Source organism: Photobacterium andalusiense (assembly GCF_900185625.1).
Lineage (GTDB): Bacteria > Pseudomonadota > Gammaproteobacteria > Enterobacterales > Vibrionaceae > Photobacterium > Photobacterium aquimaris.
This window is the reverse complement of the sequence record NZ_FYAJ01000003.1, coordinates 424513-442834: the sequence shown is the minus strand read 5'-3', so window position 1 is coordinate 442834 and position 18322 is coordinate 424513. Positions and strand designations below refer to the sequence as shown.

Genomic DNA, 18322 nt, shown 5'->3' with positions numbered 1-18322 from the left:
CGGTATCAATGGTTGAATTACCCAAATAGAGATTCGATGTATTGGTAATAATATGGTATGCACCACCTAATGTTGGGTCGATACCATAGCTGTCTGGGGCATCCCCTAAATCAATGTCTTGCATTTCTATACGGTGGTCTTCGACTTCACCATAGCCATCAACGCCAAGTGAAGATATATCCGATATTCCCGTAACAACACGATTGACTAGACGTAAACGCAAATATAAATGGGTACTGCTACTTGGGGAAATCCCATTCCATTCCAGTTCTGTATTGACTTGCGTTACACCAGAAGGTATTTGAACAAGTTGCCCTTCACTTTCTTCAAACTGCCCATTACGATTAAAGTCAATCCAACCGGCTAATGTCGCCGTTGCGCCGGTATTATTAGTGACTTTTAAATACACTTTATAATCCGTTGACGTACTTTGAATAGGCATCAATGTCATGCCCCCTTCATCGTCTACGCTATCACTATCATCAGACGTCGCATCACTATCTTGTAATACACCGCTATCAATATCTGGTGCCGTCGTGCCTATATATAAATTAGTATCAATTAAGTGAGCAGGACCCAAATTAGATTCAGTCGTTTGGTAATTATTGGCAGCCGTTGACGCAGATGTATCAGGGGCATCACCATAGTCTGCAGCAGGATAAGCATCTGTTCTCCATAACACTTCTGATACAGATGCAGCTTGAGGATAAAAAGCAAGAAAATCAGCAGGGGTATTAACGGTTAAATTAACAATTCCTGGTCCCCAGACACCAGGGGCAGGAGGCGATAAAATATTGTCATCAATACCATCATGGTTAAGATCATTATGCGTAATAACAACAGCAGACTCACTCTCATCCGAGCCTAAATCATTATCTGTATCTAAATCACGCCAATCCGGCTCATCGATGCCATCGGTGTTCTCAGGTGTCAGCCCACCGGCATAAGCAGTATCAAGCCCTGTTGCATCATAAATACCACTAGGTGGTATATAACTATTCGTTGGTTGTGCTTCTAAGTTATCTGGAATGCCGTCGTTATCGGAATCTAAATCAACATGATCCGGAATACCATCACCATCGGTATCATATTGGGCACAATAATCAGACGCAGTAAATAAACCGACTTCCCGTATTTGGTAATTAGGGGCTGCGCCGCCAGTACCGGGACCTTTGTATGGTGCTTCAATAACAAAATATGCAATATCATTATATAGCTGACTAAAGCTATATTGATAAGTCACATTACTGGTTGTATACAGTGGCGCAAACGTTTCAGTCCCCATTAACTCATCACTGCTATTATATAAATATATCGTGGCTTCCTTAATACCATCGCCGAGATATACACCATCACCATCCGCACCATAGTCATTCGCTAATGAAAAACCATCCGCGCTTAATGGCGCGACTAAATTAAATGTAAATTTAATTGGAATACTTTGATCGGCCCAAGTAAAAGGTTGCCACCCAGTGCTGGTATTACCATCAACCCACTCCCAAGGTTTAGCTCCTGCACTCGTATTTTCTATATCAACCGATGAAAAATAAGTTGGACCAATATAATCCGTTCCCGCAGCGACACAAAAGGCATCACGCTCAATGGCATCTAAAATCCCATCGTTATCATCATCGACATCGACATCATCCATAACACCATCACCATCGGTATCTGTGGTACTTGGATCAATTTTTGTTGGATGAACATATTCTGAGTCATGGCTCAGTATCGCGGGATAAGATTGATAAGTGAACGGTAACTGAGCAAGCTTGGTTTTATTGTCATGGGTAATATATTCAAGATCCCAATCCCCCCCTAACTCAGAAGCCCCTGTTTTATCATTTGATGCGGCAACACTGACTCCAGTGTACTGGGCAAATTTATCAACCAGTAATTTACCCGCGTCGGTTTGGGCAATATCACAACCTAATAAATTAATGTGGGCATTATTTGCTAAGTGGCGGCCTAATATTGTTAATGTGTTTTTATATTGGTCAATATTATTTAATGTAATTTGATCCTGCCCAATAATAATTTTACCCGCTTCACTATGAGCAAAAATATCTAAGATTTGAATTTCTGATTCTGATTCTGATTCTATTTTTGCAATAATCTGAGAAATGTTTTTTATTTTGAGAATGGAAATAGCATTTTCTTTAAAATAAGGCTGTTCGAATAAATGAGCATCAACAACAGTGATCCTTTTAGAATCACTCGTCTGTTTCACAAAAAACGCAGATAACAATAGAATAACAATAGCTAATAAGAATATTCTCTTATTTATCCCTATTTTTATTTTTCTAAGCATAATGTCACTCTCAAACTAGAAAATAATAATCCTCTAGGTAACAGGCAATACTTATACCAACATTGAAAAAAGCACCTTAACATTAGTTATTTAACTAACCCTAAAGTGCTTTTGTGTTTTTAATCGTCTATTTGTAATTATTTCACTTTAACACGATAGGTCACATAGCCACTTTCTGCTGGGGCTAAGGTACCACCTAATTGCCACTCAATACCGCCTTCATAACCCACGGCATTGGCGTCATCCGTTGTTGTTACTGAGCAAGTAGCAATACTGGATGGTAATAATGTAGCTGGTGACGTGCAGTTCAGCACTTCTGCAAGTTCGGTATATTCAGGTATCGCATCAAACAGCTTGATAGTGTCAATCGGACCTGAGCCATTATTGATAAAGTAAATTTTATTCACCATTACAGTTGGTATCAAAGTACAAAACTTCAATGGAGAACAATTCCCATTTTTCAATAAAATTGTAAATTGAATACTCCTTTTACCACTCGCATTATTCTTTAGCCCAGCAATACGTTTTCCTGAATTGTAATAAGGAGCATAAGTTGTATTAAGATCTAAGTTCTTTACTACGTACTCATAGATTTGTAGTTTATATACGCCGTTAATAACACTACTTGTTATTAAGGTTGAACTTGTTTTAGTCCATCACCATCTATATCGCTTGAAATCCATGACATAGCACCGCCACGCAGTGAGATGCCTCACTAGAATACGAAAACAAAAATAACATTGAGAATATTATAAATAAAAAAGACTTTTATATTTATAACAACACATCAACCTATTAACACGAGGACTAAACAATATTTTAAATTAATCAAACAATTGATATTTAATAATTCGATTTGATCCATTATTGTCTACCATTAATAAATATAAATCTGTAACATCTCTTATTTTTTGGTACAAAAGATATTGATATAATCATTTTTTATATTCTTCTTGAATCAATTTCACATCGAAATACATTGGAATATCATGGACATCTTTCAAAAACTCTAGATTTATAGATGATATGTAATTAATAAATTCATTTTTCATTGAAATTGAACTACTTAATGGGATATATAACGATTCATAAAAATTATTATTTAATCGATTAAAATCCAAATCAGAAATGATCGCACTTATACCATCATGACTCGGAGTAAGAATTTTATAACTAATGAAGTTTATATTTTTCTTCGCATTCTTAAAATCAAAACTATTTAAATCAAACTTAGATATTTTTATTAATTTATTTTTATCACCATCATTACCTATCAAATAAATATCATCGTTGTTAAGAGCACTACCAACAAAAGTAAGCGCATTATATCTCTTTATAAACTTACTAAGTTATAAATTTAAATGTGATGACCTAAGTGTATAAATATGAGATAGATGATTTGATAAGTCTTTCATATTACTTAATAAAGTCAAAGAATTATGACCATTAAACTGATAGGATTTATTTTTTATTTTGACAACTACTCCCATATCCTTTGAAGATAATTTAATGGGAGAAGATAAAGCGACATCAAACTATGATTGATACTTCAAAGTACAAGAATAAAAAGGAAAAGAGAACAGTGCAATCAGCAGTGTAATAATAAATATATAATACTCCCTCCTATAATAATCTTCACATTATAGAAACTAAGCAAAATTCAAGCCAAAAAACAAAAAACAACAATTCATCGTATAATAATCCGTATATTAAATTGCTTGGTTTTCTTATATAAAAGACAACATTTTTGTTTTCCGAAAACGCTTTGGTTTTTTGCAAAATGCATACTAATATGTGAATTGATTATTTATAAAAACATCAAAAGACTAACACCAGTCTAACCATAAACAAATCACCTAAGGTATTATCAATGCCAAACAATCGGATAAATATAATATTTATTAAAGTCATTAAATTAATATTAATACTCATTAATTTTAGCTTTTCATTATCTATTTATGCTGCAGAAGGCGTTGGTTTGGTTTATCAAAGTACCTTACTTGATATTGGTGGTAGCGGTGGTGGTGAATTTGGTGAACGCATGTGCCCCTCTGGGCAATTAATGACAGGGTTTGATTTTTATAATCAAAACACTGGCGGAAGTTTAGATGGTACCGCGCTACGAGGACAATGCTCACAAGTATCCGTTGTCGGTAATGTCGCCACTCTCACTCCTGCTGGAACCACACCGTGGGGAGGACCACAATCAGGTACTTTATATTCCGGCGATTGCCCAGCCAATCAAGCCGTTGTCGGGGTACAAGCCGATACAACTACATGGCCAGTTATGGGTTGGTTTAAGCTATATTGTGCTCCAGTTACATTTAATTCGAGTACCAATCGGTTAGAAATAGGAGCAGCGCCAGCTACACCCTCAACCGGTATTATCGGTCCTAACCGTAACTATCCAGGTACTTTTTATAATCGTGTTGTTGCCCCTACCGGTCAGGCCATCGCTGGATTTAACGGCCGTTCGGGAGCGGCATTAGATAAGGTCCGCTTTCGCGCTTATTCGTTTGTTCAAGCCAGCATGACCCTTAATGCCGTAGTTGAAAATGGCTCGGCTTTACCTTCTGATTTTGATCTTATCGCTACCGATTCTGCCGCAATTGCGGTTACCTTTTCTTCTGGCGATACCAAACCAATGACGCCAAGCTCCTATAGCTTTACATGGGCAGGTTCTAGTGATTATGAACTAGTCTCCTTTTCTTGTGCCAACCCTTTAACTGTTACTAATGGCAATAATTATAACTGTACTTATACGTTTCGATTAATTGCCATTGATTATGGCGATGCTCCTGATAACGCTGCGGGAACGGGTAATGATAACTACAATACAACTAAATCCGATAATGGGGCTCGCCATTATGAATATAATTTTGATGATGATGCACAAGTTGATATCACTATTGGTAGCCAATGGGATCCTGACGATGGCACCTTACAAAATATTTCCGCGACCAAAGACGACACCACGGATACTCCTAATGACGAAGATGGCGTGACTTTCAACGCTAATATGAAACCAGGCGATACAGAAACACTGACCATCTCAACCACACTTGACTCTGGTTCAAATCTAACCAACGTTAACCTATATGTTTGGATAGATTGGAATCGCAACGGTAATTGGAATGAAGCGGGCGAATTAATGGTGAACGAGGCATCAATTACACCTAATACTGCTAATAATTACGCAATAACTGTGCCAGCAACAGCTGATCTTGGTTATACCTATATGCGAGTCCGAGCCTGTTCAAATACCGATTGTAATACACCCATTGGAGAAGTAATGGATGGTGAAGTGGAAGATTACCGTATTTTTATTTCTGCTCTTAATCTAGATAATACCTGTGACAAACTTTATGTTACCGAGTCAAATGATGATGGCAACAATTTTACGTATTCATCGGTAGAGCCAGATCAACCGTTTACTTTTATGTTTGATCCGATAAAAACCAATATTAATTATCGTTTAATGAATGGATTAGCCTTTGATCGTATAACGGGCAAAATGTACTCAACCTATATTGATGGTAGTCATATTGCTCTTGTTATGACTGATATCAGTGGCACCAGTTTCATTCCACTGGGCTACATTTATGCTGATGATAACTATAGCATTGATTCAACCGACGGTGATGGCCCTCTTTCTATCAATAAGGGGGATCGTTTACTCGAAAACATTGGTGGTGAATTTACTGCAAATATGGGAACCATTTCACGAGATGGACAAACTTACTACATTGCTATGAATCGGTGGGATAGTTTGATCAGTATTGATTTAAATGAGCGAAGTTACAGCATTAAAAAACTACCACTCGCTATCATTGGTACCGATCCTGATGGTATTCGTATTGGTTCAGATTGGGCGGTATCGGAAAGCGATGGCTTAATTTATGCCGTTGATCTCACCGGTAATGGCTTTGTCGTTGCAAGTACAATAGCTGCAGCAAAAACCGAACCAACAACGCCTATGTTATATCGCTATGATCCCAACGCAAATACGGTCACCACAATCAACTTAAATTTTAATGGTGCTAAAGCGCCAAATATATGGACTGGCGCTGTCGCGACTGACGATTTAAATCATTTTTATGCATTTACTATTGGTGGTGATCACGATACCAATGGTGATGGCAGTTATGATCTATTTAATAAAGTGGGTATGTATCGCATTAATATGATCACTGGAGACGCCTCATTTGTAATCCCAAGTGATTACACTCGCGTTGATTTTCATGATGCCGCAGGATGTATCTCAAGTATAGATAAAGGTGATGCACCTAGTTCTTATGGTGAAGTTGGACACCGTAATGATGATGTTGATGTATCCGGTACACCAGATTTAATCTTGGGTACAAAATGGGACCCCGATCTTTATTATTTCTACAGTGAAGATGCAACTGGTGATAATTTCACCGGAGAGGATGATGAAGAAGGTGTCGTTATGCCCGCAGATATTATTGTTGCCACCTCAACAACACTTCCCATTACTGTCACTGGAAACAGTGGCTTTCTTAATATTTTTGTTGATCTAAATGGTGACGGTGATTTTAACGATACGGGTGAATTAGTATTAGATGATTATAGTGTTGTTAATGGCGTAAATAATGTTCCGATAACACTTAACGCAGCTTATACCGAGGGATATAACGGTGATAGCTTTATTCGCTTCCGTTTATGTAATGCTGCCGATACCTGTGACAGCCCAACAGGCACCGTTGCTAACGGGGAAGTTGAAGATTACATGTTCAATCTTATCAATCAAATCATATTGAATGGTACGGTGTTTGAAGATAATGGTAAAGGCGCTGCGACAGCACATAATGGTACCCAAGAAGGTGAAGAACGCGGGCTAGCAAATTTTATTGTCAAAGCAATTTATGACGATAGTGCCATTACCGGTTATGTGCCAAATCAATTGATCCAACAAACAGTCACATCGGGAGATGGTAGCTACTCTTTTACTATTCCAGTTGAACTTGCCGATAAACAAATAAAAATCCAAGTCGTATCACAAGCGCCATGGGTTAATATTTCTGAAGTCGATATTACAGATGCGTCTTTAAATTTAGTTGGTAAAGTTGTTAATAGTTCAATTACGGATAGTGTACTTCTCGTCACTCCCACGGCAGGAGATATTTTAAATCATCTCGATTTTGGTAAAGTAACTGTACCTACATTAGAGCCAGATAATTATACCGAAGGTGAACCCGGCGTTCCGGTGTTTTTTAGTCATAAATTTAAGGTTAATACCAGCGGTAATGTAAGTTTTACTATCAATAATATTACAGATACCCCATCAGGTTATCCGTGGGCAAGCATGCTGTATTCTGATACTAACTGTGATGGTGAATTAGATACGCTTACAGACACATTAATTACTACCACGATTCCCGTTAGCGCCAATGCAACCACTGAAGTTTGTGTGACCGCTAAAGTCATGGTACCCAATAATGCCGCGTTACATTCCGTATATAATCATCAAATAAGTGCAACGATGGATTTTAGTAACAGCACGATAGTTCAAACTGTTAATGATACCGATACGATTAAAGTCAGTTTTAGTCATGCAGGTGAACTTGAAATAGAGAAAACAGTTAAAAATATCACGCAAATCGGCGCGATAGAAAGTCGTAGTAATACCGCTAAACCCGGCGATATATTAGAATATAAAATTCATTTTATAAATAATGGCTTAGGTATAATTAATACCGTTAATATTTTTGATACTGTACCAGAACATACCCTATTATCAAATCCAATCAGTTGTATTCCATCTACAACACAAATACCAACAACCATCACTTCGTGTAATATTATCACCACGGATGGTAGCAATATTAGTGGTTATACTGGCGCAATTAAGTGGATATTAACAGGCAGTCTAGCCCCGGCTAAAAATGGCTATGTAACTTATCAAGTAACGGTAAAATAATTAAAACATCATACTCTCAAGGCCAATAAAATCGCATTTATATTCAATGAGTTCTAGATATTAGAACTCATATTCTTGAATTAATTCGCACGGATCTCTCGTAGATATCGGTAAATAGTATGAATAGAAATATCTAACCCTTTCGCTGCAATCTGGGCACTGTCTTTAAGATCAAAAACCCCTAGATCGTGTAAGCGCGTTACAATTTCTCGACTCTTCTTTGATGGGGGAATCCCACTATCGGTAATAACTTGCTCACGTACCGTTTCAATTGAACTATGCATCATTTCATCATTATTTCGAGCAAATGTTTCTGCTGTAACACTGTGATCACAATAACTATTAATGTTTGGCATCAAGCTATGGATCATTGATTGAAAAGGTGCATCTAAATTAAAATTCACACAAAGTAAACCTATTGCTTGGTGCTGTTTATTACGGATCACCGTAGTTAATGAACGCAACGTCTTACCATTAGGTGACTTGGTTATATAAGCTTTAGATACATCTTGTCCTTCATTTAATTTTACTAATGCAATATTAGTGATGGGTGCGCCTACTTCACGCCCTGTAATATGTCCATTTGCAATTTTCATAATTGACGGATTACGCGAATCTAAACAATGCAACAATACTTCAGTATGCTCTCCCCACATCGCCGCAATACCATCAACAATATTTTCCATTGCGTGAAGAATATCATAATCACTCTCGGTCAATTCATGCATTTTTTCTACCTTTTATCACCACAAACCACTCTATATAAGCAGTTTTATCATATTATTAATATTTAAGCAGCATAATATCGATGATTACAATATCTATGTTTTTCATTTTCACCATCGATATATGCTTAAGACCCAGCACAATAAGCTTCTGACTTAATTAATGATATTGATATAAATAATAAAAACAAAGATCTTCATTTAAGTTTAAATGATATTATTATACTTTTAATACATTATTGTAAAAATAATATTACAAAAATAAAAAATCCCGACCAAGGCCGGGATTTTTTATTTAATCATGGATAAATAACAGCACTTGCCAATATTTAACTCATTAATTAAATTTAAATAAAGCGAATTTTAACTGCTTTAAGCTTATTGCTTGAATCATCTAACGTAAATTCAACCATACTACCTGATGATGGCTGTGAACGACTGCAAACTTGAGATGCATCGAAACGAATATCGCCACCAAGATCGCTAGTAATTAAACCAATTTTTTCAACTGGGTTGAAGCTACGAATAATACCTGTTTGTGAAGTCATAGTTTATATTTCCTTTACGCCCAAATATTGCTTTTATAATTAGCATATATATTTGAGGCTATCAATTTGAGTTTAAATAGTTTTATACCAAATGATTAATTCACCTTGATATAGAGCTTTACTCATTGACCTACTACTTCTTAACTATAAGATCACCCTTCTTATAGCTTTGCACTGCTACAACGTTTGCAACATAAACGAATAACAATGATCAGAAATGACATTGTGGTTTTATTTAAAACACATTAGGTCTGAGCAACAGACGAATCGAACATTAACGCCTATTTTTGATGCTGTAAATATTTTTTTTATAAAAATTGATGGAAAATTGTGGATAACCACTGAACAAAACCACAACACATTGTTTTAAAAGAAAATAAACAGGAATCAAAAAATCAAAACAAACACAGCAATCGTTCAAAAAACACACAAAACAATCAATAAAACATACTACAATTATATTACTGGTTATCTTTATTTCGCAATGATAAGAAATTCTACTTGTGGTCGAACAATAAATAGTCTGCATTTTTGCAAGGAATAATTACGATATAAAATGATTAGGTTTCTGATCTCAGCGCATGTAAAGTATACCTATATATACGATAGTTATAAGGAACCTCGATGAAAGGTATTCTATCAATACAGTCACATGTTGTTTACGGTCACGCTGGTAATAGTTCTGCAGTATTCCCTCTTCAGCGTATGGGATTTGAAGTATGGCCACTACACACCGTACAATTTTCCAACCACACTCAATATAAGCAAGGATGGACAGGTAAAGCCTTTCCAGCAACAGAATTAATTGACCTTGTCAAAGGCATCAACAACATTGATCAGCTTAAAAACTGTGAAGCAGTCCTTACCGGATACCAAGGTAGTGCTGATCAATGTTTAGCCATTATTGATACGGTTAAAACAGTTAAACAACAAAATCCAAATGCGATCTATATTTGTGATCCTGTGATGGGTGATCCTGAAAAAGGTTGTATCGTCGCTGATGGTATCTCTGAATATCTTATTAACGATGTCATGCCACTAGCGGATGTTATTGTTCCAAACCAATTTGAACTTAGTCAGTTTGTTGGTATGACAATTAATACATTAGATGATGCAGTTAAAGCCTGTCAGCATGCATTAACATTAGGACCCAAAATGGTACTAGTGAAACATCTCCATAGTTTATCAGCTGATAAATTCTCAATGATGCTGGCAACCAAAGATGGCTGTTACTTAGCTCAACGTCCACATTTAGCATTTGATAATCAACCTGTTGGTGTAGGTGATCTTATTTCATCACTCTTTACTGGTGGTTTATTAAAAGGCTGGTCAGCAGAACAAGCGTTTGAACATGCTCATAATGCTTGTTATGCGGTATTGAAAGAAACTCACCGTCGCGGTGAGTGGGAACTACAAACCATTGCAGCCCAAGATGAAATTGTTGCACCGACTGAAATTTTTCCGATCACGGAAATTAAATAATACTGCTCTTCTAATCACCAATAAAAAGCAGCCTCGCGCTGCTTTTTTGTTTTTACTTTACTCATTTTCTCAAAAAAATCACAACACATTCCCATAGACATCAAATGAACGCCGATTAACAATCGTTAATGTGGTTGCCACCGACAGCACACCTGACACAAAAATTGCCACCATAATCACTAACTGATATTTAACCGCTACCAGTGGCATTGCTCCACCTAAAATTTGACCTGTCATCATACCGGGTAAACTAACAATACCTAATGTCGCCATTGAGGCTAACTGAGGCGCAAGTGCTGCTTTAAACGCCGTACGAATAAAAGGTTGAGCAGGATGTGGCGCTCCTAGTGTTAAATAATATTGATACTCATGATGATTTTCCTTGAGCAAACTGCCCCAACGCGATAACGCCAATACATTGGCCGTTAAGCTATTGCCCAACAACATCCCAGCAACAGGGATCATATATTGTGCTTGCCACCACGGTGAAACTTGAATAACACCAGCTAAAACTGCAGGTAATGCCACTGATAACGCGACAAATTGTCCACAAATAACCGCTGGCAATACACGTTTTAAGTTAACTTCAGAACGTTTACAAATGGTATAACTGGCAAACAGAGCCATCACCGTTAACCAAACCACATTAAGGCTAATACTCTGCCAACCAAATAAGGTATGTAAATAAATACCGACCACAGAAAGTTGTAATGTCATTCGCAGTACAGATGTGATCATTGTACGACTCAAGCCGAGCTGCCAACGCTGAAATAACACTAATGGAATCAATAATAATAAGTAAAATCCAGCCATTGCTGACCAGTGTAAATCGATAGAGTGAGTGAGCATCGTGGTCATGGGTCTATTCCTGCTCTATATCCATGTTATAAACCTTATCTGCTGTCGCAAGCCACAGAGGATCATGGGATACCGAAATGCAGATGACGTTTAATGAAGCTATTAACTCAATGATAGTATTACGTGCAGCAGGATCTAACGCTGAAGTTGGTTCATCCATTAACCACACTGGCCGTTGCATCAGCACTGCGCGTGCAATTGCTAAGCGCTGCTTTTCACCTCCAGACAAAATTGCGACCTGCTTATCAAGGGCTATCTTTAATCCTGCTTGTAATAATGCTTGCTCACACTCTTGGTTCGATGGTTTCGTTATTACAGATGACATCGATTTAAGATCCCAAGCTAATACTAATACCTCTAACACCGTTTCAGCTCCCATCACTGCTTGCTGAGGTAAATAACATATTTGTTGACGCCAAAAAGACAACTGTGCAGCATCAATAACTTGCTGTTGATAACTAAAATGCCCATGCTGAGGTGGTTTAAGGCCAGCTATCACTTGTAATAAACTACTCTTGCCACATCCAGATGCTCCAGATAAAGCTAAGTGTTGTCCTGATGATAAAGAAATAGTGAGTGGATTTAACTGAGAATGCTCAAAGCCTGAGCGTAATTCAAACATACATAAGCATGTTGATTTTAAGATAGTGTTGGACGGTAAACTCATCATGAGATAACACAATAGCTGTTAAAAGTAGTGCTATAAGTGTATAAAAACCAGAGAATTACACAAATAGTTTGATTTAATAATCGTTATTAGTGTAATCAATAAAGCGCGGAAAAAAGAGTAGCAGCCTAAAATTTAAATAAAAAAATACCGACATAATGTCGGTATTTTACAAACTTTAACGACAAAGCAAATTAGATAGCTTCAACGTTTGCAGCTTGAGGACCTTTCTGGCCTTGTTCTACTTCAAAAGACACTTTTTGGCCTTCAGCAAGAGTTTTGAAGCCTTCACCAGTGATAGCACGGAAGTGAACGAATACGTCAGCGCCGCCGTTGTCTTGAGTAATGAAACCGAAACCTTTCTCTTCGTTAAACCACTTAACGATACCAGTTGATTTAGACATGACTGTCTCCAATATTGTATTAAATAATTCGCAAAATTGCGTAATGTAGCCAGAAAAAGAATTATTTATGTTATAGCTTATGAGTGGAAAGCTTCATGACACTGGTAAAGCGTTACAGAGAAAGTTTTCTAAAACATAATGTTACATATAAATAGGTCTGAATTACAGGCCGATGTCTATACTAATGAAATTGATTCGATTGTATAGCCTTTTTTTTAATATTTAACGGTCTAAAAACAATAATTTTTTTTATTACTTATCATTCAAGACATTACACTTAAAAAAATAGCATCTATAACTATTCTAATTTAGAGCAACACACTGAAACTGTTCATTTTTTATCAAATTTTACCGTATATCAATCCCATATATTACGCTCAATAAAATATGAATAGATCTTCATTTTTTAGACGATAAATAGCAATGAGCAACATAATTAATATGTTACTCATTATATTTGATTCAAACGTTATTATTTATTGGTAATACGGTTGAATGTTACAACAGAGTAGGTCAATGGCACTAATTGCGGACGATCCTGCGCGATATAATCAATAAATGCTTGAGCATCGGTATTACAAACCGTATTAGCTGCTTTACAATTTGGCGCTGCACCTTGGTAGTTCACTTGGTATTTATCGCCTACTTTCTCAATATTGTTAACTTTAAACCCAGTAAGCTTACCATCAATATAAGCAAGATCTACCCGCCCAGAATGCTTCTTCTGTGCTTGATATAATGGCGTCCAGCCATCATTTCCCGTTGCGTTATAATTATTAATTGCAACATTGTAAGTTTTATTATCTTGAAGTGGTGTCCACACAGGGTGCTGCTCAGTACCAGTCATTACCTCTACATTGCTAAGCTTACCTGCTTTATGCGCCACTGTTTCTGTAAACTTATAACGAATATGGCCACCATACGGGAATTTACCTGCATGAGAACCTTCAGGAAGCGTCGCTGTAACCGTTTGTTCTAATAGTTGCTTAATCACTGAACCTTTAACTGGAACAACTGACATAAAATTAGAAAACGGTAATAGCTCTAAAGATACGTTACCTTCACGGTATTGCCCTGCTTCAATATTAGTACGAATACCACCAGCACCGATCAAAGAGAAATCCACTTTCATGCCAGTGACTTTTTGTACTTGAGGCTCATTTGCCCAATAATATTGTCCTTCAGCAATTAATGGTGCAACATCTGAACCATGGTTATCACTACCGCGATCGCCAGGACGACGTTCATGTTTAATTTCTTGAGGTACTTGAGCAATGGTCTTTCCATATGCTTTATCAACAGCAGGTTTATATTTACTATCAATACGCTGACGTAATAAAACATCTTCATCAGCTATGGTGATTTTCTCATGATTATCGATAAATTTTTCTACACGTGTCGTTTCTACCGGACTAAATTTATCTTTTTTACTGCGATCTGCATGATGATAAAATTCATCATTACTTAGCAATGTATTATGACCTACGCATTGGGTCACATCGCCTTTAGCATCAAAGCTTACATTTACTCGACCAATCGCTTGTGCATACTCTCCAGCTTGAACAACACAAGTTTCAGATTTACCGTCAGGGTTCTTAACCATCTGAGCATATATGCCATTATTGTTTAACCCTAAATCAGTAAAGTCACCTAATAATGTATGTGAATGTCCACCAACAATTAAATCAATGCCATTCACTTTCGATGCAACATCTAAATCAACAGCGTTACCGATATGGGTTAATGCAATAATATTATCAATCCCTTTGCTTTGTAGCATATCGACTGTCGCTTGCGCTGTTTTCACCATATCATTAAATTTAACATCACCCGTATTAGGCGCAATATTTGGCATGTTATCAAGTGCTAAACCAAATACCGCAACAATGTTTTTATCTTTTGGTAAGTGATTAATATCTTTGACAATAGTTTTGTTATTACCATCAAAAGCAAATACTTGGTAAGGACGTAAATTAGTTTGATTTTTCAGATCGGCATCTTGGCTAGTGTCAATATTAGCTGCTAACACAGGGAAATTAATACTACTAATAAAAGCATTAAGTTTTTTATTATTTAAATCAAATTCATGATTACCCAATGCCATTGCATCTAAGCCCATTTTACTGAGTATATCCGCATTCATTGCACCATGGTTTAACTTAAAATATGCACTGCCTTGCCATGCATCGCCACCATGTAGAAACAGTAAACTTTGATTTTCTTGCTTAGCTTCGTCTTTATATTCCTTTGCCATCGTTTGTAGGCGAGGATAACCACCAAACTCATTATAAACACGTGTACCATCAGCTTTAAAGCTTGATTTCACTGGGTCAAAATTAGAGTGGGTATCATTAATATGAGCAACCGTCAGTGAGAATGGTTGGTGCTGAACCGCAGGTGGTGTTGCACACCCTGAAAGCGCTAAAGCGATAGATAATGCGATGAGTGGCTTATTAAACATACGTGATCCTTACTTTATTGTAATCGTTTGCGCCGCAAGCATACTCCACATCAAATACCTTTTCAGTAGCATGTATCAAAATATTGTTCTTTTAAATGACTTATTTGTTTCGAATTAATGCAAAAACGGCTTCTTTAATAAGAAGCCGTTTAAATCAACACTTTTATTATTGATAAAAACTTACTGGATGATTTTTAGATCTGTTTTAGGTATACAACAACATGCCAATACTTTACCTTGCAGCCTTTCTTGCGGTAATAATGCGGGAACATCAGGCTGCTCAACTTGCCCTGAGGCTAATGTCACTTTACATACACCACAAAAACCAGCTCGACAACTATAATTAAGGCCAATACCCGCCGTCTCAGCTTGCTCTAATAATGTTTTCTGGTTATCACCACTAAAAATATGCCCATTAATATTAAGCTTTAGGGTTTGTTTTGGGGATAATGTTCCACGTAAAGGTCCAAAGGCTTCTTGATGATAACGTGCAGGAGCGACGCCCATCTTTAGTAATAGTTTTTTAGCCGCCACCATAAAAGCGTCTGGCCCACAAACAAATACTTGGCGCTTATCTAAATCACTGATCATTGCTAAATGACTAAGACTTAAACGGCCGGATTCACCTTGCCAATCTCGTCGTGGTTGGCTAAGTACAATCCGTAAATCAAGCGATGGATGCATATTTTCAAGTTGATGTAATTCTTGTTGCGAAGGAATATCCGCTTCAGTGCTACATTGATGATAAAACACGACATCGCGAATATTATCGTTATCAGATAAATACCTCAGCATAGAGAGCATCGGTGTAATACCACTTCCGGCTGACAGTAATAATAATTTATCGGTATGAACACCTAGATGAAAGTCGCCATTAGGCTTGTCAGCAACCAATACATCCCCAACTTGGAAATATTGGTGTAACCAGTTAGAGACACGACCATCATCGATACGTTTGACCGAAATAGCATAACGCCCAGGCCGAGAAGGACTCGATGAGAGTGTATACCTGCGTGATATAAACTCACCGTTAATTTCAAGTTGTAACGGCAAATGTTGACCTGGTAAATAAGTCGGCAATGAAGATTGCTGATGTGATTCCAACCAAAACGTCGTGAAATCAGCGGCAATCTCTTCTCGTTCAACGCAAGTAAGTTGCAATTTCGTGGCTATATTATCGACATACACTGGTTTGGGTTGTGTTTCTAGTATTTCGATTTCATCTCCAGCACGAATAATACCTTCATTAATCGCCACTAAATTTTGACCCAAAAACACTTCACCCTGTGCATCTGCACGAAACGTTACCATGGTTTTTAAGGGTTCTTTAAGTGGACTAAATTCGCCCGTTAAAGGGTTAACTGTCGTCAAAATGCAACGCGCACACGGTTTGACAGCTTCAAACTCTACCTCACCAATACGGATCCGTTTCCAGCCATCTTCTGCAAAAGCGTCAGTATTAGACACCACTAAATTAGTTCGAAACTGTGCCATTGTGTGCTGTTCACTACTACGTTCATTTAACGCTGCTAATGATGCTTCACTGATAATCAATAGTGGATAACCATCAGCAAAACTAACGTTATGTCCAATTTTAGGTCGTACTCGCTGAGATTGTTGACCACAAAAAAGTAACTGTACTGAATGACCAATAATGTCACTGAACCATTGGTTGGCTATTACCGTGGTTGTATGAGCATTAAAATTATCATTCCAGACCGTGGCTACTGCATCTTTCATATCAAAATCAGCATACTGTAAAACAAGATCGGCTTTATTCGAATATTGCAGCACTAACCCTGTCATGGTCAATGTTGCATTAATTTTAACCATTTGAGGATATTTACGTGCAGTGATCATCGCACCATCATCACTGGCTACCATAAAGCGCCGATCAAACGCCAGCCCTTGTTTTTCAACCCAGGCTTGAGATTGAGTTAACGCCGCAATCGATTTCACGGGATAAACATGTATATGTGATAATGTTGGTATTGTTGAGGATTGGCTCACGGTGATCTCCATACACAGAAACATTCCTAATAAATTCACTCCAATTATTTAACATTTATCACCAAATAAACAGCCAATAGTTTATTTATGAATAATTATTTTGCTTAGTGATGGCAAATTATTACATATATAAAACCATTAGTTATGCTAGATTTATAAAAAATTTATAACATTTATTATTCCATCCTAATCCCCTCTTGGAGACGATATGCCCCTTTTACGATCCTTTTGGCGCTACATTGTTCATTACTTTCCTAATGTTGGATTACGCCACCTGCACACAACCCTTGCAGGGTTAATTATTCTGCAAATATTAAACAGTAATCTACTGCATATGACTCATACAGGTGTCGTAAAAGCTGGCATGTTTAATACACTATTTTTATGGGTACATATTGTTTTAGGATCGTTAACAGTACTTGCGACAATTGGCATGATAATTTTCATGTTAACCAAACAATCTTTTAAACAATTCTTTCCCTATCTTTTTGGTGAAAATGCTATTTTAAAAGACGATCTCAAGCAGATTTTAAAAGGCAAGCTACCAGAACCTCGTGAACAGGGCCTTGGTAATATTATTCAAGGGTTAGGTATTGGTGCATTAATCTTAATTGAAGCTGCGGCATTAATTTGGCTTGTGCTATGGCTCAATCACTCCCCTTATGCCAACGATGCACGTGAAATTCATAAATCACTAACAGGGCTTATTGAGGCTTATTTGATTGGTCATGGTGGCATGGCATTATTGCATTTCTTTATTGAACGTAAGCGTTTTCAATAGTCATGATAAAAAGAACAAAAAAAGCAGAGCTCAGGCTCTAAAGCCAATCGGTTAAGATCTAAATATTTAGGTTAAACGATGCTCGCTGTATGTAAAAATCCGAAAATATTTATATTCTCGGATTTTTTATAGATGCA

13 protein-coding genes are annotated in these 18322 nt (G+C 37.1%); 3 read left to right on the top strand and 10 right to left on the bottom strand.

Going from position 1 to position 18322, the window contains the following annotated elements:
- The 3 genes from PAND9192_RS10990 to PAND9192_RS10980 all read right to left on the bottom strand — a co-directional run.
- Positions 1 to 2227, bottom strand: a 2227-nt coding sequence (locus PAND9192_RS10990; protein ID WP_159458236.1) for a DUF4347 domain-containing protein, incomplete at its 3' end; no start/stop codon positions are given.
- Positions 2228 to 2445: 218 nt separating this feature from the next.
- Positions 2446 to 2718 carry a hypothetical protein gene (locus tag PAND9192_RS10985; protein WP_087853836.1) on the bottom strand — a complete coding sequence of 91 codons (273 nt, stop codon included), beginning with the start codon at positions 2716 to 2718 and terminating at the stop codon, positions 2446 to 2448.
- Between the two features lie 525 nt (positions 2719 to 3243).
- Positions 3244 to 3585 carry a hypothetical protein gene (locus tag PAND9192_RS10980; RefSeq protein WP_087853835.1) on the bottom strand — a complete coding sequence of 114 codons (342 nt, stop codon included), beginning with the start codon at positions 3583 to 3585 and terminating at the stop codon, positions 3244 to 3246.
- Between the two features lie 593 nt (positions 3586 to 4178).
- Between PAND9192_RS10980 and PAND9192_RS10975 the strand changes: the two genes are divergently transcribed.
- Positions 4179 to 8249: a GEVED domain-containing protein gene (locus PAND9192_RS10975; protein WP_087853834.1), complete on the top strand. Its 4071-nt coding sequence runs from the start codon at positions 4179 to 4181 to the stop codon at positions 8247 to 8249.
- A gap of 80 nt (positions 8250 to 8329) precedes the next feature.
- On the opposite strand, the gene PAND9192_RS10970 is transcribed toward PAND9192_RS10975, so the two are convergent.
- Complete coding sequence (locus PAND9192_RS10970) at positions 8330 to 8977, bottom strand: helix-turn-helix transcriptional regulator (protein ID WP_087853833.1); 648 nt, start codon at positions 8975 to 8977, stop codon at positions 8330 to 8332.
- A 344-nt stretch (positions 8978 to 9321) separates the two neighbouring features.
- Positions 9322 to 9522, bottom strand: coding sequence for a hypothetical protein (locus PAND9192_RS10965; RefSeq protein WP_036792228.1), 201 nt, complete (start codon positions 9520 to 9522; stop codon positions 9322 to 9324).
- A 624-nt stretch (positions 9523 to 10146) separates the two neighbouring features.
- Here PAND9192_RS10965 and pdxY point away from each other — a divergent pair.
- A complete protein-coding gene (gene pdxY, locus PAND9192_RS10960; protein ID WP_087853832.1) occupies positions 10147 to 11004 on the top strand; it encodes a pyridoxal kinase PdxY in 858 nt (285 codons plus the stop codon).
- Positions 11005 to 11082: 78 nt separating this feature from the next.
- On the opposite strand, the gene PAND9192_RS10955 is transcribed toward pdxY, so the two are convergent.
- From PAND9192_RS10955 to PAND9192_RS10935, 5 genes are all read right to left on the bottom strand, one after another.
- A complete protein-coding gene (locus tag PAND9192_RS10955) occupies positions 11083 to 11862 on the bottom strand; it encodes an ABC transporter permease (RefSeq protein ID WP_234999109.1) in 780 nt (259 codons plus the stop codon).
- A 4-nt stretch (positions 11863 to 11866) separates the two neighbouring features.
- On the bottom strand, positions 11867 to 12484 hold the full coding sequence (locus PAND9192_RS10950; protein ID WP_087853831.1) for an ABC transporter ATP-binding protein: 618 nt from the start codon (positions 12482 to 12484) through the stop codon (positions 11867 to 11869).
- A gap of 239 nt (positions 12485 to 12723) precedes the next feature.
- Positions 12724 to 12933 carry a transcription antiterminator/RNA stability regulator CspE gene (cspE, locus tag PAND9192_RS10945; RefSeq protein ID WP_060997208.1) on the bottom strand — a complete coding sequence of 70 codons (210 nt, stop codon included), beginning with the start codon at positions 12931 to 12933 and terminating at the stop codon, positions 12724 to 12726.
- A gap of 472 nt (positions 12934 to 13405) precedes the next feature.
- The gene (locus PAND9192_RS10940) at positions 13406 to 15394 is read right to left on the bottom strand and encodes a bifunctional metallophosphatase/5'-nucleotidase (protein WP_087853830.1); all 1989 of its coding nucleotides are present in this window, start codon (positions 15392 to 15394) and stop codon (positions 13406 to 13408) included.
- Positions 15395 to 15574: 180 nt separating this feature from the next.
- Positions 15575 to 17416 carry a hybrid-cluster NAD(P)-dependent oxidoreductase gene (locus PAND9192_RS10935; protein WP_087853829.1) on the bottom strand — a complete coding sequence of 614 codons (1842 nt, stop codon included), beginning with the start codon at positions 17414 to 17416 and terminating at the stop codon, positions 15575 to 15577.
- Between the two features lie 196 nt (positions 17417 to 17612).
- On the opposite strand from PAND9192_RS10935, the gene PAND9192_RS10930 reads away from it, so the two are divergent.
- A complete protein-coding gene (locus tag PAND9192_RS10930; protein WP_087853828.1) occupies positions 17613 to 18185 on the top strand; it encodes a cytochrome b/b6 domain-containing protein in 573 nt (190 codons plus the stop codon).
- Positions 18186 to 18322 lie beyond the last annotated feature (137 nt).

Excerpts from the sequence above, each read along its gene's own strand:
- PAND9192_RS10985 (WP_087853836.1), bottom strand. The coding sequence starts at position 2,718 with ATGGTGAATAAAATTTACTTTATCAATAATGGCTCAGGTCCGATTGAC.
- PAND9192_RS10975 (WP_087853834.1), top strand. The coding sequence starts at position 4,179 with ATGCCAAACAATCGGATAAATATAATATTTATTAAAGTCATTAAATTA.
- PAND9192_RS10970 (WP_087853833.1), bottom strand. The coding sequence starts at position 8,977 with ATGCATGAATTGACCGAGAGTGATTATGATATTCTTCACGCAATGGAA.
- PAND9192_RS10965 (WP_036792228.1), bottom strand. The coding sequence starts at position 9,522 with ATGACTTCACAAACAGGTATTATTCGTAGCTTCAACCCAGTTGAAAAA.
- pdxY (WP_087853832.1), top strand. The coding sequence starts at position 10,147 with ATGAAAGGTATTCTATCAATACAGTCACATGTTGTTTACGGTCACGCT.
- PAND9192_RS10955 (WP_234999109.1), bottom strand. The coding sequence starts at position 11,862 with ATGACCACGATGCTCACTCACTCTATCGATTTACACTGGTCAGCAATG.
- PAND9192_RS10950 (WP_087853831.1), bottom strand. The coding sequence starts at position 12,484 with ATGTTTGAATTACGCTCAGGCTTTGAGCATTCTCAGTTAAATCCACTC.
- cspE (WP_060997208.1), bottom strand. The coding sequence starts at position 12,933 with ATGTCTAAATCAACTGGTATCGTTAAGTGGTTTAACGAAGAGAAAGGT.
- PAND9192_RS10940 (WP_087853830.1), bottom strand. The coding sequence starts at position 15,394 with ATGTTTAATAAGCCACTCATCGCATTATCTATCGCTTTAGCGCTTTCA.
- PAND9192_RS10935 (WP_087853829.1), bottom strand. The coding sequence starts at position 17,416 with ATGGAGATCACCGTGAGCCAATCCTCAACAATACCAACATTATCACAT.
- PAND9192_RS10930 (WP_087853828.1), top strand. The coding sequence starts at position 17,613 with ATGCCCCTTTTACGATCCTTTTGGCGCTACATTGTTCATTACTTTCCT.